The following is a 23,917-nucleotide window of genomic DNA, read 5'->3' on the forward strand; positions in this document are numbered from 1 at the left end:
GCACAACTACTCCGCATCACCTGCTTTCCGTTTTTTGCCATTGAGGCCCGTCATGAAAAACATGCTGTTCACCCTGTCCCTGACCTCGCTGCTCGGCCTGTCCTTGAGCGGCACCGCGCAGGCGGCCACACCCGAGGCCGGCAAAGTCTTCAAGGACTGCAAGGATTGCCCCGAGATGGTCGTGCTGCCTGCGGGCACCTTCACCATGGGCGCGCCGGAAGAGGAGCTGGGTCGCCAGCCGGACGAAGGCCCGATGCACGATGTGACCTTTGCCAAGCCCTTCGCCATCAGCCGGTTTCAGGTGCTGAGCGGCGAATGGGATACCTACATCAAAAGCTCCGGTTACAAAATGCCGGACGGTGACACCCGCCCCGGTCGCGATTGCAAGGCGGGCAAGCCGCGCTATCCGCTGGGCCCGCGTCAGCCTGCGGTGTGCATGGACTGGAACGAAGCCAAGGCCTACGTCGCCTGGCTGTCGAAGAAGACCGGCAAGTCGTATCGCATGGTCAGCGAATCGGCCCGTGAATACGCCGCTCGTGGCGGCAGCAAGGGTTCGTTCCCGTTCCCGATGGATGAAGGCAAGCCCTACGGCATCGCCAAACACGCCAACACCTACGGCCCGGAAGACGGCTTCAGCTACACCGCTCCGGCGGGCAGCTACAGCCCGAACGACTTCGGCATCTACGACGCCCACGGCAACGTGTACGAGTGGACTGCCGACTGCGAGACCAGCAACTACAACGGCGCGCCCACCGACGGCAGTGCCTGGCTGGCGGGCGATTGCACCTGGAAGATGATCCGCGGCAACGACTGGACCGAAGCGCCGATCTTCTCGCGCTCCGGCAACCGCAATAGCCGTCAGCCGGATGTGCGTGGCGACTGGCTGGGCTTCCGGGTCATGCGCGACCTCTGACCGACTCATCGAGCCTACGGCCTTTGCCAGGGGCCGCAATCACGGACACTCACGAGAACCCTCATGACCCTCAAAACCCAAAGCCTCGCCGGGGAAACCCTGAGAATCCTCAAACCCTTCTGGTGGCTGGTGGCGCTGTCGACGGTGCTGGGGATTGTCAGTGGCCTGAGCGTGACGGCGCTGCTGGCCACTATCAACAACGCGATGAACCTGCCGGGCGGGCCGAACACCCACACCGCGCTGCTGTTCGCCGGGCTGTGCGTGCTGACGCTGGCGTGCTCGACACTGTCCAACCTGTCGACCAACTACGTGGGCCAGCGCGTGGTCGCCAACCTGCGCCGCGAACTGGCGGCCAAGGTGCTGGTGGCGCCTATCGAGCAACTGGAACGCTACCGCTCGCATCGACTGATTCCGGTGTTGCTCAACGACGTCAACACCCTCAGCACCTTCGCCCTGTCGGTGGCGCCGATGGTGATCGCCTTCACCGTGACCCTCGGTTGCCTGACCTATCTGGCGCTGTTGTCCTGGCAGATTCTGGCGCTGACAGTACTGACCGTGGTGCTGGGCACCGGTGCGCAGTTCCTGGCCCACCGATTCGGCATGCGCAGCATTCTGGCAGCACGCAACGGCGAGGACGAACTGCAGAAGCACTATCAGGCGCTGTCGGCAGGTGCCAAGGAGCTGCGCATCCAGCGCAAGCGTCGTCAGCACATGCTCGATGAGAAGATTCGGGGTGCCACCGAACAGATCTGCCGCTCGAACATCCGTGCCGCGAACATCTTTGTCAGCGCCGAGACGTTCGGCTCGATGCTGTTCTTTGCGGTGATCGGCATGGCCATCGCCTTTCAGGCCCTGTGGCCGACGACCGAGAAGACCGTGCTGGGCGGTTTCGTGCTGGTGATGCTGTACATGAAAGGCCCGCTGGAACGCCTGATCAACTCCCTGCCCGCCATCAGCCGCGCGCAGATCGCCATGCGCCGCATCGCCGAGCTGTCGTGGAAGTTTTCAAGCCCCGAGCCGCACCTGCTGGTCAGTGACCGGCCCAACTCGCTGGCCAGTCTCAAGGCGCTGGAACTGCACCAACTGCGTTACGACTACCCGCCGGTGGAAGGCAGCGACGCGTTCCACCTCGGCCCGGTCAACCTGAGTATCAAGCAGGGCGATATCGTGTTCATCGTCGGCGAGAACGGCTGCGGCAAGACCACGCTGATCAAGTTGCTGCTGGGCCTGTACACGCCGCAACAGGGCGAAATCCGCCTCAACGGCCAGACGGTGACGCCGGAAAGCCTGGATGATTATCGGCAGCTGTTCACCACCATCTTCGCCGACTACTACCTGTTCGATGAGCCGCTGCAGGGACAGGCCAGTTTGCCCGAAGATGCGGGCAAGTACCTGGAGCGGCTGGACATCGCCCACAAGGTCAGCATCCGCGACGGCGCGTTTACCACTACCGACCTGTCCACCGGCCAGCGCAAGCGTCTGGCGCTGATCAATGCCTGGCTGGACGAGCGTCAGGTGCTGGTCTTCGACGAGTGGGCTGCCGATCAGGATCCGGCCTTCCGGCGTGTGTTCTACACCGAGCTGCTGCCAGAGCTCAAACAACAGGGCAAGACCATCATCGTGATTTCCCACGACGACCGGTATTTTTACATCGCCGACCAACTGGTGCGCATGCAGGCCGGCAAAATCGATGTTGAACAGGTGCAGAACGCTTCCGTTTCCGCCTGATTTCGAGCGCTCCCCAAGCCCCGTGCTCATCGTTATACACACGTTATCTGGCTCTCCGGAGAGACAGCGGCACTGATGAGCTTTTGTAGCGCGGTAGCATGAACACCACAGATCGCGACGTGGGTGAAGGCTGAGTCCTGGCGCTGATTCGGGGGGCAATCGGCATGGATGCCGATTGAGCCGCACTGAGCCAGGGATGGCTCATTTGCGGCGACCCCCGAATCAGTGTCAGGACGAAGGAACCCCGGCGAAGCCGGGGCCGGAACCGGAGCACAGGGGTTTGCGTACTTTGCCCCGTCAAAGTACGTCGCCGAGGGGCGAAAAGGTGACTTGAGCCATGCGCTCGGCTCACTGAGTCCGCAATCTGTGCCATTTGTGACGCGGAGCGTCACGGGCGGCATGCCCACGCAGAGCGATGGGCACGATCATCAGTGTTTGACAGACTTGTGTACAACCATGAGAGCCCCCGCCCGGCCTGTCCGCGAGCGGGGCTTTTTGGTTCTGCAGGCCACCTGCACATGAGCGTTACTAGCCATCCGCCATCTATTTTTCGCGCAATGTGAAAAATTCATTAAATAACAGTGATTCGCTTTCGTTCTCATTTACAGCAACGGTGCGCATGGCTGCTTTCCCGCCCCGATTGCCCATAAAAAAGTTGCTCACGACTGCGCGAATGGCTGGCTGGACCAGACCGCGCAGATCTGATCGACGCTATCTGCCCTCTGCCGATACTTACTAAAAGAGCCACGTCATGCACAACCCGTCACGACTCACCCCGCTCAGCAAAGCCTTGCTGCTCCGCCCGATGTTCACTTCCCGACCATCCATGGCAGCCATGGGTTTCGCGCTTTGCATGCCGCTGGCTGCGCAGGTTCAGGCAGAGGAAGCCGCTGCAGAAGGTTCCAGTACCGCAGGCACGGTGACCCTGGCCCCGACTGCCATTGACTCCAAATCGCTGGGCACCACCACCGACGGGACCGGTTCCTACACCACCGGCGCTGTGAGCATTGGCAAGGGCGCGCCGCAGTCATTGCGCGAAACGCCGCAATCGGTCAGCGTCGTAACCCGTCAGGTGATGGACGACAACAACCTGAACAGCCTCAGCGATGTTCTGGAAGACACGCCCGGCATGAGTTTCCAGTACCGCAACTTCGGCGGCCACGTGTATACCTCGCGCGGTTTCTCGCTGCTGGCGGAGAGTTTTCTGGTCGATGGCATCGGCGGTCAGGGCTATCAGATCACTGGCTGGATGCAGCCGGACATGGCCATCTATGACCGTGTCGAAGTATTGCGCGGCGCGTCCGGTCTGCTGGTCGGCGCAGGCCAGCCAGGCGGCGCGGTGAACCTGGTGCGCAAGCGCCCGACCGCCGAGAACAAGTTTTCGATCACCACCCGCGCCGGTTCCTGGGATCAGTACCGGGTCGATCTGGACGGCAGTGGCAAGCTCAACGATTCGGGCACCCTGCGTGGCCGTATGGTCGCCGCCTATGACGACAGCGGCTCGTATCTGGATGGCCGCGACAGCCGCACGCCGCTGCTGTACGGCATCGTCGAAGCCGACGTGACTGACAACACCACGCTGACCATGAGCCTGCGTCGTCAGGAACAGGTCATCAACGGCTATTCCATCTATGGCCTGCCGCGCTACAGCAACGGCCAGTCGCTGGGCCTGTCGCGCTCGACCAACCTGGCGCAGGACTGGAACCGCCTCGAAAGCGACATGACCGAGGTCTTCACCGAAATCGAACACCGCTTCAACGATGACTGGAGAAGCCGGACCTCGTTGACCTACTCCCAGGGTGGGTTTGATCAGGCAATTGCGTATGCACGCGGCGCGGTGAATCCGACCACGCTGGCAGGCTCGACCTTCCAGAACACGCTGTTCCGTAAGGACGAAGTCAACAGCACCGGCCTGAACAGCCAGCTGGAGGGCAACTTGAACGCGTTCGGCCTGAACCATCAGTTGACCCTGGGTGCCGACTGGTCCAGACAGAAATCCAATACCAAACAGGCGCAGGTCAGAACGGCTTCGCCCATCAACATTTTCAACGTCAACCAGAACGCTTTCGCCAAGCCAGTGCGTCCGGCCTGGGGCAACGACATCGACATGACCGAAGAACGTGCGGGCCTTTACGCCAATGCGCGGATTCACCTGACCGAGCCGTTGAGCGTTGTACTCGGCAGCCGCTTGAGCTGGTACGACTATAAGTACGATGTAAAAACCGGCGCAGCCAACAGCTATGAATCCAAGCAGACGCAGGAATTCACCCCGTTCGCCGGACTGATCTACGACATCAACGACAATTGGTCGTGGTACGCCAGTTACGCCGATATCTTCACGCCGCAAGCCGATTTCGTCGACGTGGCTGGCTCGCCACTGGATCCGGCCATCGGTTCCAACTACGAGACCGGCTTCAAGGGCGAGCTGTTCGACAAGCGTTTGAACCTGTCGATGGCGCTGTTCTACATCAAGCAGAAAGACGTAGCCGCGGTTGACCTGTCTGCCGACGCCGCTTCCGTGTTCTGCCCGACCAGCTCGGACGGTTCGTGCTATGTGCAGGACGGCATCAAGCGCAGCAAGGGCGTGGAACTCGAAGCCAGCGGCGAAGTGCTGCCGGGCCTGCAGGTGTTCGGCGGTTATACCTACAACATGCTGCGTAACAATGGCGACGCGGAAGTCGCCTACGAAACGCCGAAACACATGCTGCGCCTCAACACCAGCTACAACCTGCCGGGCGCCTGGAATCGCCTGACCCTGGGTGCCGGTGTGTCGGCGGATTCGGGTTACGAAGTGCCTTCCAACGACCAGTTGGGTGTTTCAGGTCGCGCGATCTGGGATGCGCGTGCCTCCTGGAAGCTGGATGAAAACTGGCGTGTCTCGCTCAACGCCGAAAACCTGTTCGACCGTAAGTACTATTCCACTGCCGTGGCCACCGACCGTTCCAACGTGTACGGCGAGCCGCGCAGTTACGTCCTGACCTTGCGCGGAGATTTCTGATCCACCGTCAGATTCATGGATAAAGGCAACAGCCACAAGGCCAAGGGGAAACCCTTGGCTTTTTGTGCTTTCGCGGTGCCGACATCGAAGGTGTCTGCCCGATGCCGGGAACAGCCTGAAGAACACGGTCTTGTGGGAGGCGGCTTGCCGGCGATGAACGATAACGCGGTCCGCCTGCGACACCGCGCTGGCTGCATCGCCGGCAAGCCGCCTCCCACAGACTGGTAAGTCAAAAACAGTGAGCCTGCTGACGAAGACTGACACCCGACCGACGACAAATACACTATCCTGCACGCGCGTACCAAAAGAGCCTTCCTGCTATGCCACCACCCTTAAGACGCTGCCACTCGGGACGCGTAAAACCCTTCGACAAAAGCCCGAAATCCGGGTTGATGTTGAAGGGGCTGGGTCTGGTGTTTTCGCTGTTGCTTCAGGGCCAGGCGATAGCCGAGGAACTGGACTTCGACATTCCCGCCCAGCCCTTGAGCAGCGCCTTGAAAGAACTGGCGCGCCAGGGCGATCTGCAAGTGCTGTACAACCCGGATGACGTACGCGGCAAGACCAGCGGCGTGGTGCGCGGCAAGCTCACGCCCGAGCAGGCGGTCACGGATCTGCTGCGCAAGGCTGGAGTGGCGCATACCTTCGAAGCCAACACCCTGACGCTCGGCCGCACGCCGCTTCTGCCGCCTGTGACGCTAAAACCGGTGGCGATTCAGGCACAGCAGTTTGGCGTCACCACCGAGGGTAGCGGCTCGTACACCACCGCCGCCGTGAGTCTCAACAAGACACCTCAGTCACTGCGTGACACACCGCAATCCGTGACGGTGATGACCCGCCAGTTGATGGACGACAAGAACCTGACCGGGCTTGATGAGGTGATGGCGCAAACGCCGGGCATTACCTTCTCGCAACGCAACTTCGGCTCCCACGTCTACAGCTCGCGCGGCTTCGCCATGGAGGACGAAAGCTACACCATCGATGGTGTTTCCGGGCAGGGCTACAGCGTGGCCGGCTGGATGACGCCGGACATGGCCATCTACGATCGTGTCGAAGTATTGCGCGGCGCGGCAGGCCTGCTGATCGGCGCAGGTAATCCGGGCGGAGCGGTCAATCTGGTGCGCAAGCGTCCGACGGCCATTCCTCAGCTCTCGGTGACCACCCGCGCAGGCAGTTGGGACAACTATCGTGTCGATCTGGATGGCAGCAGTCGCCTCAATGACTCGGGCAATGTGCGCGGTCGCTTCGTGGCTTCATATGAAGATCGGGGCTACTTCATCGATGTGCTGCACAAGACCGCCCCGCTGCTCTACGGCATTCTGGAAAGCGACCTGAGCGAGGATACAACCCTGACCCTCGGGGTCCGCCATCAGCGTGCAGACACTGACGGCTTCTCGATATTCGGCCTGCCGCGCTATAGCGACGGCCGGGCGCTCGAGGTGTCGCGCTCGACCTCGCTGGCTCAATCCTGGAACCGTCACGAGACGCAGACCGATGAAGTCTTCAGCGAACTGGAACACCGTTTCGACGACGACTGGACGGCGAAGCTGGCGGCCACGCATTCCAAGGGGTCGTTCGAACAGCAAGTCGCCTACGCCCAAGGTGCAATCGACCCGCAAACGCAGGCGGGCTCTCGTCTGGTCAAGACCCTGTTCCGTTCGGACGATCTGCAGAGCGATGGCCTGGACACCCATCTGGACGGCCGCTTCGAGGGGTTCGGGCTGACTCATCAGTTGACGCTGGGCGCCAACTGGTCGGAGCAGAAACGCGACTCACGCTACGCCACTATTAATACGGTTCGTGCGGTCGATGTGTTCAACGTCGACCACGACGCAATCACCGAACCCGCGCGCCCGGCCTGGAGCAGTACCGACTTCAGCGACAAGCGCTACGGCGTCTACAGCAATCTGCGGCTGGGCCTGACCGAATCACTGAGCCTGGTCATGGGCGGCCGTGTGAGCGGGTATGACTATCAGGCCGAATCGGCCGGGTTGACGACCCGCGCCCGACAGGACAACGAAGTCACGCCCTTTCTCGGTGTGATCTACGACCTGTCCCCGGACTGGTCGTGGTACGCCAGCTACACTGATATTTTCCTGCCGCAGAGCGGCTATCGCACGGCGGGCGGCGCCCTGCTCGATCCGGCCATCGGCGCCAGTCACGAAACCGGGATCAAGGGCGAACTGTTCGACAAGCGCCTGAACGTCTCCTTTGCCGTGTTCTACGTGATACAGAAAGACGTGGCGGTCGAGGACGATGCCCATGTCGGCGAGTGCCTGATGAACGACGCTTACGGGACCTGCTACCTGAACGGCGAAGTACGACGCAGCAAGGGTTTCGAGATGGAAGTCAGCGGCGAACTGCTGCCGGGGTTGCAGACGCTGGCGGGCTATACCTTCAACCTCACCCGAGGCAGTGACGGGCAGTCCATTTCTGCCGAGACACCGCGGCACATGGCACGCATCAGCAGCAATTACACCCTGCCCGGCGCCTGGAGGCGGCTGTCCGTTGGCGCTGGCGTTTCAGCCCAGAGCGGCTACCGGGAAACCGAATCGACGCAGGTCATCGAAAACCCCGGCCGTGCGATCTGGGATGCCCGCGTGTCGTGGAAGGTCGACGAGCACTGGTCCATCGCGCTGAACGGCAACAACCTGCTCGACCGCAAGTATTACAAGGCCACGGGCGATATCGACCGGGGCAACTATTACGGCGATCCGCGCAACTACGTCCTGACCGTGCGTGGGGATTTCTGAAGTTGCGCGTTGCCGACTCACGCTGATCGTTTTCTACAGAATCTCCGAGTCATAAGATCCATCGGGACGCAAAGATCCCCGGGCTGCATGCCCTCGCGGAGCAATCATCGTCGCTGATCGTTCCTACGCTCTGCGTGGGAATGCCGCTCAGGACGCTCCGCGTCCGCTCTTGAATGTGGCGCAAACGCGTGGCCAAGCTCCAGCGTCATCACGTCATGCGCTCGGCTCACTGAATCCGCAATCTGTGCCATTTGTGACGCGGAGCGTCACGCGATGCATGCCCACGCGGAGCGATGGGCACGATCAGTGTATTGAAGATCAATGATCGTTCCGCACGCTCTGCGTGGGAATGCCGCTCAGGACGCTCCGCGTCCGGGGTGACGTACGATCAGCAACAGATCACATCCTCAACCGCGCCAGCAGCCCATCCAGAAACGCATCGGCAATCACCACGTTGTCGTGACGCTGATCAACCACGCTTGAACTCGCCAGCCCGTTTACCGAGCACTGTTCGAGCAATACCCGCTCAGCTTTGGCGATCTGGTCGGGCTGGCGGCTTTGTCCTGCCCACCAGCAATCGACTTTGACGTTCAACCGTTTCAGGGTGAAGGCTTCGCTCAGGCGGGCGTTGGCGTCGAGCAGGCGATAGCCGGTTTCGATTTCGTCCTGCACGGCGATGTCCTGGAACACGCTGCGCAGGCTGTCGGCACTCATCCCGGCGTCGCGTGCAACCTGATCGACCACCCGATCGATCACCTCGCTTTCGCTCGAAACCGACTGCCGTGCCGTTTCGATCAACTGCACAATGGCCTCTTCCTGCAAGCCCGGTACAAAGGCCTGAAGGCTCTTGATCAGGCTGCGGTAGTAGTTCTCGTCCTGCTTCTGGCGAGTGACGTCCGGCGCTTCCTCAACCCACTCCATGCCGACGGAAACGGGCAACTGGGTATCCACCAGCCCCACGAACTCAACGATTTCGCCTGCGCTTTCCAGACGATGGGCGATGTCGATGGCCAGTGCGCCGCCCATCGACCAGCCCAGCAGGCTGTAAGGCCCGACCGGCTGGGTGTTGCGAATCTGCTCGACGTAGTAATCCACCATCTCTGTCCATGATATGTCGAACCAGCCCGGCACCACGTAGGCCTTGTTGACCAGCCCGTACACCACGCGGTGGTCAGTCAGTTTTCCGGCCAGCGGATAATAGGAGTATGTACCGCCGCCGCCCGGCGGCAGGCAGAACACCGGCGTGCGGGTCGAGCCACTGGCGTTCATGGCAATGACTGCCGATTTGACCTTCGCCTCGCCAGCGCGCATGAAATCGGCCAGCTCGCCCAAGGTCTGCATCAGCAGGAAATCATGCAGCTTGATCGACACATCGAAGGTCTCGCGAATCCGCCCGGCCAGTGAAACCGCCAGCAGCGAGTGTCCGCCCAAGGCAAAGAAGTTGTCGTTCAATCCAACCTGTTCAACCTGCAGCACCTGTTCCCAAAGCGCAGCCAGACGCCGTTCGAACTCGCTACGCGGCGCCACGTAACCCTGCGCACGGCCTGCTTCAGGCTTGGGCAAGGCGCGGCGGTCCAGCTTGCCGTTGGCCGTCAGTGGCATGGCGTCGAGCAGCACGAAATGCGCAGGCACCATGTAATCCGGCAGGTGGGACTTGAGCTGCGCTTTCAGTGTTTCACGCAGCGCCTCTGCGTCCCGACCTGCGTCGCTCGGCACCAGATAGGCCACCAGTTGCTTGCCGGTCGGGCCGTCGATGTCGATCACGCTGGCTTCACGCACGCCCGAGTGTTCAAGCAGCCGCGCTTCGATTTCACCCAGTTCGATACGCAACCCGCGAATCTTCACCTGATGGTCGATACGCCCGGCGTATTCGATCACGCCTTCATGGCGATAGCGAGCCAGATCCCCGGTGCGATACAGACGACCACCGCCCTGCTCGTCGAACGGGTCCGGCACGAAGCGCTCGGCCGTCAGTGCGGCGCGGTTGTGATAACCCCGCGCCAGACCGACACCGCCCAGGTACAACTCAGCCGCCACGCCGGGTGCGGCCGGCAGCAGGCCGTCATCGAGGATATGGGTCTTGAGGTTGTCGATGGGACGACCAATCGGCACGCTCAATACATCGTCCGGCGAACAGGTCCAGTGTGTAACGTCGATGGCCGCTTCGGTCGGGCCATAGAGGTTGTACAGCCCGACCTGTGGCAGGCGCTTGAGTACCTGCCCGGCCAGTTCCGCTGGCAAGGCTTCGCCGCTGCACACCACGCGTTTCAGGCTCTGGCAGCTTTCCACCTGCGGATGAGTGAGGAAGGCCTGCAGCATCGACGGCACGAAGTGCAAGGTCGTGATCTGATGCTGCTGAATGCTCTGCACCAGCCGCTCAGGGTCGCGATGATCACCCGGCAACGCCACGGCCAGGCGCGCTCCGGTCAGCAGCGGCCAGAAGAACTCCCAGACCGATACGTCGAAGCTGAACGGGGTTTTCTGCAGCACGGTATCGGTAGCATCCAGCGCATAAGCCTTCTGCATCCAATGCAGACGGTTGACCAACGCACGATGGCTGTTGCCCGCGCCCTTCGGTTTGCCGGTCGATCCCGAGGTGTAAATCATGTACGCCAGATTGAGCGGATCCGTCAGGTTGACCGGGTTGGCGGTGCTATAACCTTCCAGCCAGGCGCCGTTCTGATCCAGGCACAGACTCTGCACCCCGGCAGGCAATGGCAGACGCGCGAGCAGCGGCGTCTGGGTCAGCAGCAGGCCGATACCGCTGTCCTGCATCATGTAGGCCAATCGGTCTTCGGGATAATCAGGGTCCAGCGGCACGTAGGCACCGCCTGCCTTGACGATGGCCAGCAGGCCGATCACCAGTTCCAGGCTGCGCTCGACGCAGATGCCCACTCGCACGTCCGGGCCGACGCCCGATTCACGCAAACGGTGAGCCAGCTGGTTGGCGCGGGCGTTGAGGTGCGCGTAACTCAGTTGCTGCTCGGCAAAGATCAGCGCAGGCGCATCTGGCGTCGCCAGCACCTGAGTCTCGATCAGCGTATGAATGCACTGTTCGCTCGGGAAGTCCGCAGCCGTATCGTTCCAGTCGCGCAATACCTGCTGCTGCGCAGGCTGATCCAGCAGCGCCAGTTCACCAATCGCGGCCTGCGGATCGCGAATCAACGCCTGCAACAGGTGCTGGAGATGCGCCGACAATTGCACCACGTCAGCTTCGCTCATGCTCTGTCGGTCGTAGCTGAAGCGCATCGACAGGGTCTGGCCCAGATTGACCACCAGCGTCAGCGGGTAATGGGTCTGCTCCTGCGTATGCAGGCCGCCGAACACCAGCCTCGGCGGCGCGGTCTGTTGCAACGCGTCGGAGACCGGGTAGTTCTCGAACACCAGAATGCTGTCGAACAGCGCATCACCGCCGCTGCGCGCCCAACGTTGAATGTCGTACAGCGGCGTGTGTTCATGTTCGCGCAGGGCCAGATTCTTGGTCTGGACCTGCTGGACCCAGTCGGCAACACGATGCTCGGGACGCGGGCTGGCGATCACCGGCAAGGTGTTGATGAACAGGCCGAGCTGTTCCTCGACACCCGGCAACTCGGCAGGACGCCCCGCCACCGTTGCACCGAAGGTCACGCTGGATTGCCCGGTGTAGCGTTGCAGCACCAGCAGCCAGGCCGACTGCACCAGCGTATTGAGGGTTACACGATGTTCGCGGGCGAACTCGCTCAATGCCTGTGTGGCGTGCGCGTCGATCAGTTGCAGGTGATCGCCCTGCCCGGCCTCGCCCGGCTGCGACTTGAAGCTCTGCATCAGGCGGGTCGGCTCATCCAGCTCCGCCAGTTGTCCGGTCCAGAAACGCTCACTGAGCGCCGCGTCCTGACGCTGCAGCCATTCGATGTAATCGCGGTAACGACTGGTCTGTCTTGCCGGCGTCTGTCCGCTGTAACGCTGCAACACTTCGCCCAACAGGCGCGAGCTGCTCCAGCCGTCCATGAGAATGTGGTGGCTGGTGTAGACCAACTGATGTTTGTCTTCTGCGGTGCGCAATACCGTCAGACGCAGCAACGGCGCCTGAGTCAGATCAAAACCCTGTCGACGGTCCGCATCGGCCCAGTCATCCAGCCATTGCGGCGTCTGGCCGCTGGCATCCACCTCGGCGAACGGCATCGGCACTTCGCGCAACACCACCTGCAATGACTGATCCAGATGGCTGACGAAACCGCTGCGCAGCACTTCATGGGTATTCAGCGTGGCCTGCCAGGCCGCCTTGAAACGCGCGACATCCAGACCGCTGACTTCGACGCGCATCTGGTTGATGTAGTTGCCCGCCTCCTGCTCGAACAGGGTGTGGAACAGCATGCCCTGCTGCATCGGCGCCAGCGGGTAGATGTCTTCGATGTCTCGGGCCGCCATCGGCAGGCTGTTCAGTTGTGCCTGAGTCAGACGGGCCAGCGGGAAGTCGGACGGCGTGACACCGGCAACGCCTGGCGCCGTGCAGTGCGCGATGAGCTGTTGCAACTCCCGTGCGTAGTCGTCGGCCAGACGTTGCACCGTGCCGGTCTCGAACACCGCGCCGCTGAAACTCCAGCTCAGACGCAGCTCGCCACCGTACACCTGACCGTTGATGCTGAGGGGCGCAGCCAGCGGCGCTTCGGCACTTTGAGAGGCGCCCGCGCTGTCAGCCGATGGGGCGAACAACGCGTCCTGCGCATCGAAACTGCCGTCGAACTGGCCCAGATAATTGAAGACGATGCTGCCCTGCGGCAACTGCTGCAGCGCATGACGCGCGGCGTCGCTGCCCAGATAGCGAAGCGCGCCATAACCGATGCCCTTGTCGGGCACCGCGCGCAATTGTTCCTTGATGGCCATGATCGAATCGGACAACGCGTCCTGCGGTGACAGCCTGACCGGGTACAGGTTACTGAACCAGCCAACGGTACGGCTGAGGTCCAGCGTGTCGAACAGGTCCTCACGGCCATGGCCTTCCAGACGAATAAGCACGTCGGACTGTCCGGTCCAGCGGCTGATCACTCGGGCCAGCGCTGTCAGCAGCAGGTCGTTGATCTGGGTGCGATAGGCCGCTGGTGCATCCTGCAGCAGTTGCCGGGTCAGTTCGTTGCCCAGTTGCGTGACCACAGAGGTCGCGTGTTTCTGCTGCTGCCCGCCCTGCGGGTTGTCGCAGGGCAACGCGTCGCCGGCGCCCCGCAACTGGTTCTGCCACCAGGACAATTCCTGCTCCAGCGCAGTGCTCTGCGCATGGGCCTGCAAGTGTTCGGCCCAGCTTTTCAGCGAGCTGGTTTTACTCGGCAGCGCCAGGGTTTGTCCTGCGGCAATGGACTGATACACCTGTTGCAAGTCTTCCAGCAGCACACGCCACGACACGCCATCCACCACGAGGTGGTGAATGACCAGCAGCAGGCGTTGCTCGTTCTGCGGCAGATTGACCAGCACCGCGCGCAGCAGCGGTCCGTTTTTCAGATCAAGGCTGCGTTGTGCCTCGTCGGCCAGTTCGGTCAGGCGCTCGATGTCGTCCAGCTCATGCATCCACAGCACATCACGAGTATTCAGCGCGCCAAACGTGGCATGCCATTGCCCGTCCTGCCGAGAGAAGCCCAGACGCAGCGCGTCGTGATGTTCGATCAGCGCTGTCAGTGCGCTTTGCAGCAGCGTTGCGTCCAGAACCGTATTGGGCTTGAGCATCACCGCCTGATTCCAGTAATGACGCTCGGGAATCTCCAGTTCGAAGAAGCGCGCCTGAATCGGCAGCAAGGGCAGCGAACCGCTGACCTGCTCCACCGCAACGGCTGGCTTCTTCTGAATCAGTTTCGCCACCGACGCCAATTGGCCGATGGTCTGCTTTTCGAACAACTGCTTCGGGCTGAGCTTGATGCCCTGACGCTTGGCGCGGGCGATGATTTGCAGACTGAGGATCGAGTCGCCGCCCAGTTCGAAGAAGTTGTCGGTGCTGCCCACCTGCTCCAGTTTGAGCACGTCGGCCCAAACCGCGGCGAGCTTTTCCTCGATCTCGCCAACCGGTGCGGTGTAGCGCTGCTTGACCACGCCCGGCCTGGGCAAGGCGCGTTTGTCGAGTTTGCCGTTGGCGGTCAGCGGCAGACGCTCGAGCAGCAGGATCTGTGCAGGCACGAGGTATTCCGGCAGACGTGCGGCCAGTTGTTCACGCAGGGTTTCAGCGCTTACCGACGCCACGCACCAGGCCACCAGTTGCAGTCGCGACTCATCGCTGTCCAGCGGCTGGGCCAGCACCACCGCTTCGGCGACGCCTTCCAGGGTTTGCAGCAACTGCCCGACTTCACCGGGCTCGACCCGATAGCCACGGATTTTCACCTGATCGTCAACGCGACCCAGATATTCCAGCACGCCATCCACCCGGCGCGCGCGGTCGCCTGCACGGTACAGGCGTTTGCCATCGGCATCCGGGTCCGGCACGAAGCGTTCGGCAGTCATCGCCGCACGGCCCAGATAGCCTTGCGCCAGGCCTTCGCCGCCCAGGTACAACTCGCCGGCGACACGCTCGGCGACCGGATTCAGGTATGCGTCCAGCACCCGCGCCTTGCCGTTGGTCAGCGGCTGGCCGACAGGAACGCTGCGGCAGGCGGACAACTTTTCAGCCACTTCATGGGTGAGGATGCCCACCGTCGTTTCGGTCGGGCCGTAGTGGTTGACGATCCGGCAGCCCGGTTTGAGCGAGCGAACCTGCTCGATCAAGGCCCAGGAACTGGCCTCGCCCCCCAGAATCAGCAGCTGCCTGGGCAACACATCGGCGGGAGTTGCGGCCTGTAGCAGACCTTGCAGATGGCTTGGAACGATCTTCAGCACGTCCACCTGATGCTCGGCCATGTAGCGGGCAAATCCATCAGGATCGAAGGCCTGTTCGTGGGACAGCAGGTGCAGTGTGCGACCCGATGCCAGCGCGCCGAACAGCAAGGTGTGACCCAGGTCGGCGGCAACGGTGGAGACCATCGCCATGCTCGCCTGTGCATCGAGCGACAGGCGCGTCAGCACGGACTGCACGTAATTGGCCAGCGCGCCGTGGCTGATCACCACACCCTTGGGCTGCCCGGTGGAGCCGGAGGTGTAAATGATGTAAGCCGGTTGCTCGGCATTGACCTGAACACCCAGCGCTTCATCAGCGCAATCGGTCCACTGCATTGCATCGAACGCCAGCACCGGGCAGACGCCAAGCCGTGCGGCCTTGTCGTTGTCCGCAGCATGAATCAGCAATGCCGCGCCGCTGTCCCTGACCAATTGCTGCAAGCGCTCGGCGGGCTGCGAGGTGTCCAGCGGCAGGTACACCGCACCGAGTTTCAGCACCGCCAGCAGGCTGACCACCCACTCCACGGAGCGGTCCTGACACAGCGCAACCGTCATGCCTGCGCCGATGCCCTCGGCTTGCAGATAGCGAGCGAAACGGTTGGACTGTTGCTCCAGTTGCGCAAAGCTCAGCGTCTGTTGGCCAACCCGCACGGCCGTTTTGTCACGTCCGATGTGCAAGCTGTTCTGCCAGAGGCCGAGCAAGTCGGAGCAGGCGAAATCCAGCGACGTTTCGATAATCGGCAGCGAACCTGTCAGCGGCTGATCCGCCAGACGACGATCAACGTTCGTCACCAGTGCCTGCAACACCTCGCGCAAGGCGTCAGCGATACGCGCGATGGTGCGAGCCTCGAACAGGTCGGTGGCATAGGTGAAGTAGCCGCGCAGGCCATCCGGTGTGTCGGTGAAATCGAAGGCCAGATCGAAGCGTGCATCGCCTGCGCCCACCGGAAACTCGCTGACGCTCAGCCCGGACAGGCTCTGGCGCGAGGCGTCGGTCTGTTCGGCAGCGTAGACATGTTGATTGATCTTGAACTGGAACAAAGGGTTGTGCCCGAGATTGCGCTCCGGCGCCAAGGCGTCCACCAGATGCTCGAAAGGCAGTTCCTGATGCGACTGCGCGCCGCTCACTACCTGTTTCACCTGATCCAGCAATGCCGCAAAACTCTGGCGCTCGTCCACCTGCACGCGCAGCACTTGGGTGTTGATGAAGAAACCGATCAGTCCCTCCAGTTCGCTGCGGGTACGTCCGGCATTCGGTGCACCGATGCGAATATCCGCCTGCCCGCTGAAGCGCGACAGCACCACCGACAGCGCCGCCAGCACCTGCATGAAGATCGTCTGGCCACGGCTGCGGGCCAGGGTTTTCAGCTGTGTCGACAGGTGTTCCGAGAGATCGACACGCACGGTCGCGCCACGATGGCTGGGCTGCAACGGACGCTCATGGTCCAGCGGCAGGGTCAGCACCGGGTGCTCACTGCCCAGTTGCTGCTTCCAGTAATCCAGCTGCCGCTCGCCCTCCCCTGCTTCCAGCCAGGCGCGCTGCCAGATCGCGTAGTCAGCGTATTGAATCGCCAGTTCAGGCAGGGTTGCGGTCTGCCCAAGGACGTGCGCCTGATACAGCTGCACGAATTCACGAATCAGCAATTCGCCCGACCAGCCATCGGACACCACGTGATGCAGGCACACCGTCAGCACGTGTTCAGCGTCGCTCAGTTGGAACAGCTTGACCCGCAGCAACGTACCGCTGAGCAGATCGAACGGCTTATGCAGTTCGGCACGTACCTGCGCCTTGACCTGATCCGCCTCGACACTGACGCACTCCAGGGCAACGTTGCCCTGCGGCAGAATTTCCTGATGAAACTCGCCGTCTTCGGAGACGAACCGGGTGCGCAGGGTTTCATGACGCTGCACCAGCTGATCGAGCGCTGCGCCGAGCGCCTGCGGGTTCAGCGGGCCCTTCAGACGCACCGCCAGTGGTACGTTGTAGGCAATGTTGTGAGGTTCCATTTGCCAGAGAAACAGCATGCGTTGCTGTGCGTACGACAGCGGAATGCGGGCAATCTCATGGCGGGTCACGGCAATCGGCAGCAGCCTGAAGCTCTGTCCGGTTTCATTCATCTTGCCGAGAATCTGACGACGCTGTTCGACGGGTAAACCGACGAAACGCTGGGCGATACGCGCTGCTGCAGACTGGTCCATGTCAGATACCCGCCATTTCGTTCATCATTTTCTCGATATCGGACAAGCCGTCCTCGGTCAGCGACAGGCCGCTCTGGGCGAACGCCTGGATAAATTCGTTCAGTTGTGGTTTCTCGAAGATCAGCCGCAACGGGATGTCGATGCCCAGTCCCGAGTGGATTCTGGACACCAGTTGCGTGGCCAGCAGCGAATGGCCGCCCAGCTCGAAGAAGTCGTCGGTCAGCCCTACTCGCTCGACCTTCAGCACCTCGGCCCAGATCGCCGCCAGTTGTTGCTCCTGGTCGGTGGCCGGTGCCACGTAAAGGCGTGCAACCTGACTGGACTGCGGTTTCGGCAGGGCCTTGCGGTCCAGCTTGCCATTGGCCGTGAGCGGCATCCTGGCCAGCCAGACAACGTGATGAGGCACCATGTGGTCCGGCAATGTTTCTTTGAGGAATGCCCTGAGCCTGTCCCGCAGACCTTCAACGTCCGGGTTCTGATCGTTCGTCACCACATACGCGGCGAGCTGCTTGCCGGACGGGCCGTCGATGTCGATAACTACTACTTCCTGAATGGAAGGGTGTTCGAGAAGACTGGCTTCGATTTCACCCAGCTCAATGCGCAACCCGCGAATCTTCACTTGGTGGTCGATACGTCCGGCGTATTCGATCACGCCTTCATGGCGGTAGCGCGCCAGATCTCCGGTTCGATACAGACGACCACCACCCTGCTCATCGAACGGGTCCGGCACGAAGCGTTCGGCCGTCAGCGCGGCGCGGTTGTGATAACCCCGCGCCAGACCGACACCGCCCAGATACAACTCAGCCGCCACGCCGGGTGCGGCCGGCAGCAGGCCGTCGTCGAGGATATGGGTCTTGAGGTTGTCGATGGGACGACCAATCGGCACGCTCAGCACGTCCTCCGGCGAGCAGGTCCAGTGAGTGACATCAATGGCCGCTTCGGTCGGGCCATAGAGGTTGTACAGGCCGACCTGCGGCAAGCGTTTGAGCACCTGCCCGGCCAGTTCTGCAGGCAGTGCTTCGCCGCTGCACACCACGCGTTTCAGGCTGCGGCAACTTTCCACCTGCTGATGGGTCAGGAAGGCCTGCAGCATCGACGGCACGAAGTGCAAGGTCGTGACCTGATGCTGCTGAATGGTCTGCACCAGCCGCTCAGGGTCGCGATGATCACCCGGCAACGCCACGGCCAGACGCGCTCCGGTCAGCAGCGGCCAGAAGAATTCCCAGACCGATACGTCGAAGCTGAACGGGGTTTTCTGCAGCACCGTGTCGGTTGCGTCCAGCCCGTAGGCCTTTTGCATCCAGTGCAGGCGGTTGACCAGCGCACGATGGCTGTTGCCCGCGCCCTTGGGTTTGCCGGTCGATCCCGAGGTGTAAATCATGTACGCCAGATTGAGCGGATCCGTCAGGTTGACCGGGTTGGCGGTGCTGTAACCGTCCAGCCAGTCGCCGTTCAGATCCAGGTACAGACTCTGCACCCCGGCAGGCAATGGCAGATTCGCCAGCAGCGGCGTCTGGGTCAACAGCAGGCTGATGCCGCTGTCCTGCATCATGTAGGCCAGCCGGTCCTCGGGATAATCAGGGTCCAGCGGCACGTAGGCACCGCCTGCCTTGACGATGGCCAGCAGGCCGATCACCAGTTCCAGGCTGCGCTCGACGCAGATGCCCACTCGCACGTCCGGGCCGACGCCCGATTCACGCAAACGGTGAGCCAGCTGGTTGGCGCGGGTGTTGAGTTGCGCGTAACTCAGTTGCTGCTCGGCAAAGATCAGCGCAGGCGCGTCCGGCGTTTTTTGAACCTGAGTCTCGATCAGCGTGTGGATGCACTGCTCGCTCGGGAAGGCCGCAGACGTGGCGTTCCAGTCCAGCATCTGCTGGCGTTCGGCGTCGTTCAGTATCGGCAGCTCGGCAATACGCTGGCCGGGATTGGCGCAGATAGCCCGCAACAGGGTTTGCCAATGCCCGGCCATGCGCTCGATGGTGCGGCGATCGAACAATGCGGTGGCATAGGTCATGCCCGCGCTGAGCCCACCGTCGTGTTCGGCGGTGTTCAGGGTCAGGTCGAACTGCGCCGGGTAGCTGTCGAGTTCGACTGGCTCAACCTGCAGACCCGCGACATCGCGCACCTCGGCGCTCGCCTGGTTCTGGTGGTTGAACATGACCTGGAACAACGGGCTGTGACTGAGACTGCGATGGGGTTGCAGGGCTTCGACCAGTTGTTCGAAAGGCAGCTCCTGATGCGCCTGGGCCTGCAGCGCGGTCTGTTTGACCTGTTGCAGCAACTCGTTGAAGGTCGTGTGTAGGTCAAATCCGGCACGCAGCACCTGAGTGTTGACGAAAAAGCCGATCAGGCCTTCTGTTTCCGCCCGGGTGCGGTTGGCAATCGGCACGCCGACCCGAATGTCGGTCTGACCACTGTGGCGATGCAGCAGGCTCTGAAACGAAGCCAGCAGCACCATGAACAGGCTCACGCCCTGTTGGCGGGCCACGCTCTTCAACCCCTCGACCAACGCCTCATCCAGCTCGATGGCGAGTCGCGCCCCGGCATGGCTTTGCAGCCCCGGACGCGGCCGGTCGGCGGGCAGTTCCAGAATCGGTTGTTCGTCACCCAGTTGCTGTTTCCAGTACGCCAGCTGCCGCGCCTGCTCGCCCGCTTCCATCCAGTTGCGTTGCCACAGCGCGTAATCGGCGTATTGCAGGCTCAGCTCGGCCAGTTGCGCGTCGCGGCCCTGACTGAAGCCTTCGTAGAGACGCACCAGTTCGTTGACCATGATCGGCATCGACCAGCCATCGGAGACGATGTGGTGTTGGGTCAGGATCAGTAGGTGCTCATCGCTGCGCAGATTCAGCAGTCTGACGCGCAGCAGCGGGCCTTGCTCCAGATCGAACGGACGCTGCACTTCGTTCTGCACGACCGCTTCAACACCCTGCCCGCTCGGCAACTGCTCGACCGTCAGCGTGAACGTGCGGGCCGGATGGATGATCTGCACCGCCTGCTCGCCATCCTGACGAAACGTGGTGCGCAGGGTTTCATGACGGGCGATCAGCGCGCTGAAACTGTTTTCCAGCGCTGCGATGTCCAATGGGCCGCTGAGGCGCAACACGGCAGGCATGTTGTAGGCCGTGCCTTGCGGGTCGAGCTGCCAGAGAAACCATTGACGCTGCTGGGCGTAAGACAGACCCAGCGGCTGGCTGCGCTCGGCCTTGACGAACGACGGCACGCTGGCGCTCTGCCCCTGACCGGCACACTGCGCGAACGCGGCCAGATCCCGCGCTTCGAACAGGTGACGCAGGGACAGTTCGACACTGAGCTGCTGACGAATGCGCGAAATGACCTGCGTGGCCAGCAATGAATGCCCGCCAAGCTCGAAGAAATTGTCGGTACGACCGACCTGCTCAACCTTCAGCACTTCGGCCCAGATCGCAGCCAGTTGCTGTTCCAGCTCGCCTTCAGGCGCGACGTACTGCGCCTGCAATTGAGTGGCATCCGGCGCAGGCAGTGCCTTGCGATCCAGCTTGCCGTTGGCGGTCAGCGGCATGGCGTCCAGCAGCACGAAATGGGTCGGCACCATGTAGTCCGGCAGATGGGCTTTCAGCTCAGCCTTGAGGGTTTCGCGCAGGGTGTGCGGGTCCTGCGCTGGGTCGCCCGGCACCAGATACGCCACCAGTTGCCCGTCCAGTGCGAGCACGATCACTTCGCGCACCTGGGCCTGAGCCTGCAAGCGCGCTTCGATCTCGCCCAGCTCGATGCGGTGGCCACGGATCTTGACCTGATGGTCGATACGCCCGGCGTATTCAATGATTCCGGTCGCGCGATAACGCGCCAGGTCCCCGGTGCGGTAAAGGCGTCCGCCGTCAGCGGAAAACGGATCGGGCACAAAACGTTCGGCGGTCAGCGCAGCGCGGTTGTGATACCCCCGCGCCAGCCCCGCATGACCGATGTGCAGTTCGCCGCTGCAACCCTGGGCGACAGGATTGAAATCCGCGTCCAGCACGTACCACGACAGGTCCGGTATTGCCTCGCCGATGGGACTCGCAGGGTTGTGTGTGTCGGCCTGGGTGATCGGCCGATAGGTGACGTGAACCGTAGTTTCGGTGATGCCGTACATGTTGATCAACTGCGGCGTCTGATCGCCAAAGCGCTCGAACCACGGCGTCAGGCTGGCCACGTCCAGTGCTTCGCCACCGAAGATCACCGAACGCAGTGCCAGCGGTTTTGCGCTCTCGCAGGCGACGTGCATCAACTGCTTGAACGCCGACGGCGTCTGGTTCAGCACGGTGACCTGCTGCTCGACCAGCAAGGCGTGGAAGTCTTCCGGCGAGCGGCTGGTTTCACGCGGCACGATCACCAGCCGGCCGCCATGCAGCAGCGCGCCGAAAATTTCCCAGACCGAGAAGTCGAAGGCGAAGGAATGAAACAGCGTCCAGACGTCTTTTTCGTTGAAGGCGAACCAGTCATCGGTGGCGGCGAACAGGCGCATCAGGTTGTGGTGTGCGAGCAACGTGCCCTTGGGCTTGCCGGTCGAGCCTGAGGTGTAGATGACGTAGGCTAGATTGTCCGGTGTCGTATGGTTGATCAGGTTTTCCGAGTTGCAGCCTTCCAGCGAAGCGTCGATCAGCAGGCACTGTACGTTGGCCGGAACCGGCAGCAAATCCAGCACAGACGCTTGGGTCAGCAACAATTCAATGCAGCTGTCCTCCATCAGGAAAGACAGGCGATCCTGCGGGTAATCCGGGTCCAGCGGCACGTAAGCGCCACCGGCTTTGAGGATTGCCAGCAGGCCGACGATCATGTCCAGACTGCGCTCGGCCGCCAGGCCCACGCGCACGTCAGGGCCGACGCCCTGCTCGCGCAGTTTGTGGGCCAGCTGGTTGGCGCTCTGATTGAGCTGGTCGTAGCTCAATTGCTCACTGCCCAGACTCAGGGCAATGGCCTGCGGTGTTTTCAACACCTGAGTTTCAAAGCGTTGATGCGCGCACTGCTTGGTCGGATAAGCCTTCAGACCGGCATTCCAGCCCTGCAAGGTCGCCTCACGCTCATCGGTGCTCAGCAACGGCAGGTCAGCAATGCGCTGCCGCACATCGTTCGTCATGGCTTGCAACAGGTTGCGCCAGTGGCCCGCCATGCGCTCGACGGTGGACGCATCGAACAGGTTGGTGGCGTAGATCAGTGATGCGCCAAGCCCGTCCAGACGCTCGCAGGTGTCCAGCGTCAGGTCGAACTGGGCGGTGTGTTTGTCGGACAGCTGATACTCGAGACGCAGCCCCGCCAGTTCGCGGGCTTCGTTGCGGGACTCGGTCTGGTGGTTGTAGGCGACCTGAAACAGCGGACTACGACTCGGGTCGCGCTCCGGCTGCAGGGCTTCGACCAGTTGCTCGAACGGCAGGTCCTGATGGGCCTGAGCCTGCACGGCAGTCTGTTTGATCTGTTGCAGCAGTTGGGCCACGGTGGTCTGCGCCGAAAACTCGGCCTTGAGCACCTGAGTGTTGACGAAGAAACCGATCAGCCCTTCGGTTTCGCTGCGGTTGCGGTTGGCAATCGGCACGCCGACACGCACATCGTCCTGCCCGCTGTAGCGATGCAGCAGGGTCTGGAACGAGGCCAGCAACAACATGAACAGGGTGATGCCCTGCTCCCGGGCAAGGGCCTTGAGGCGACTCAGCAGCGCGGCGTCCAGTTCGACATTAAAGCGTGCGCCATGACGATTGCGCGTGGCCGGACGTGGACGGTCGGTGGGCAATTCCAGCACGGGAGACTGATCACCGAGCTGATTTTTCCAGTATTCCAGCTGCCGTGCCTGTTCACCCATCTCCAGCCAGTTGCGTTGCCAGATGGCGTAGTCGGCGTACTGGATCAGCAGCGGCTCACGCTCGATCGCTCGCCCCAGGCTGATGGCCTGATAACCCTGCAGCAGTTCCTCGACCATGATCGGCATCGACCAGCCGTCGGAGACGATGTGGTGCTGGGTCAGCACCAGCACGTGTTCTTCATCGGCGACCTGCAGCAGCCTGACGCGCAGCAGCGGTCCGTGTTGCAGATCGAACGGCTGCTGCACTTCGTGATCGACGTAATCCTGAACCGACTGGCCATCGGCAAGCCGATCAACGCTCAGTAAAAAGGCCGACGCCGGGTGCACGACCTGAAGCGCTTCGTCCCCCTGCTGCTCGAAGGTCGTGCGCAGTGTTTCGTGACGCTCGATCAGCGCTTCGATGCTGCGACGCAGCGCTTCGATGTTCAGCGGGCCATGCAGCCGCAAGGCCAGCGGAATGTTGTAAGCCGCGCTGTGCGGCTCCAGTTGCCAGAGAATCCATTGCCGTTGCTGGGCGAAGGACAGCGCTGCCGGTTCCTGCGTCTCCCTCGGGAAGATCGGCGTGACCCCGTAAAGATTCACCCCCTGACGCTTGAGCAGGACCGCCAGCGCCTTGCGTTCACGGGGGGACAGCGATTTAACGGAGTCAAGCAACTGGTGCACGGGTGTCTCTCCTGAACAACTGAACTGAA

Annotated in this window: 6 protein-coding genes; 4 read left to right on the forward strand and 2 right to left on the reverse strand. The window is 62.1% G+C overall.

Features of this window, described 5'->3' with window-relative positions; translation table 11 throughout:
- Positions 1 to 52 precede the first annotated feature (52 nt).
- The 4 genes from pvdO (at position 53) to AC0IXS_RS04870 (ending at position 8,389) form a co-directional block, all read left to right on the forward strand.
- The gene (pvdO, locus tag AC0IXS_RS04855; protein ID WP_137202592.1) at positions 53 to 913 is read left to right on the forward strand and encodes a dihydropyoverdine dehydrogenase; all 861 of its coding nucleotides are present in this window, start codon (positions 53 to 55) and stop codon (positions 911 to 913) included.
- A gap of 63 nt (positions 914 to 976) precedes the next feature.
- Positions 977 to 2,641 (forward strand): cyclic peptide export ABC transporter, encoded by a 1,665-nt coding sequence (locus AC0IXS_RS04860; protein WP_057408141.1) that lies wholly within the window; start codon positions 977 to 979, stop codon positions 2,639 to 2,641.
- Between the two features lie 751 nt (positions 2,642 to 3,392).
- Positions 3,393 to 5,639 (forward strand): TonB-dependent siderophore receptor, encoded by a 2,247-nt coding sequence (locus AC0IXS_RS04865; RefSeq protein ID WP_122690530.1) that lies wholly within the window; start codon positions 3,393 to 3,395, stop codon positions 5,637 to 5,639.
- A 320-nt stretch (positions 5,640 to 5,959) separates the two neighbouring features.
- Positions 5,960 to 8,389, forward strand: a complete 2,430-nt coding sequence (locus AC0IXS_RS04870) for a TonB-dependent siderophore receptor (RefSeq protein WP_471823998.1) — start codon at positions 5,960 to 5,962, stop codon at positions 8,387 to 8,389.
- Positions 8,390 to 8,788: 399 nt separating this feature from the next.
- On the opposite strand, the gene AC0IXS_RS04875 is transcribed toward AC0IXS_RS04870, so the two are convergent.
- Both AC0IXS_RS04875 and AC0IXS_RS04880 read right to left on the reverse strand, forming a co-directional pair.
- Positions 8,789 to 17,416 (reverse strand): amino acid adenylation domain-containing protein, encoded by an 8,628-nt coding sequence (locus AC0IXS_RS04875; protein ID WP_471824000.1) that lies wholly within the window; start codon positions 17,414 to 17,416, stop codon positions 8,789 to 8,791.
- A gap of 1 nt (position 17,417) precedes the next feature.
- Positions 17,418 to 23,888: an amino acid adenylation domain-containing protein gene (locus AC0IXS_RS04880; protein WP_471824001.1), complete on the reverse strand. Its 6,471-nt coding sequence runs from the start codon at positions 23,886 to 23,888 to the stop codon at positions 17,418 to 17,420.
- Positions 23,889 to 23,917: the final 29 nt, after the last annotated feature.

Source organism: Pseudomonas sp. AC016 (genome assembly GCF_979253365.1).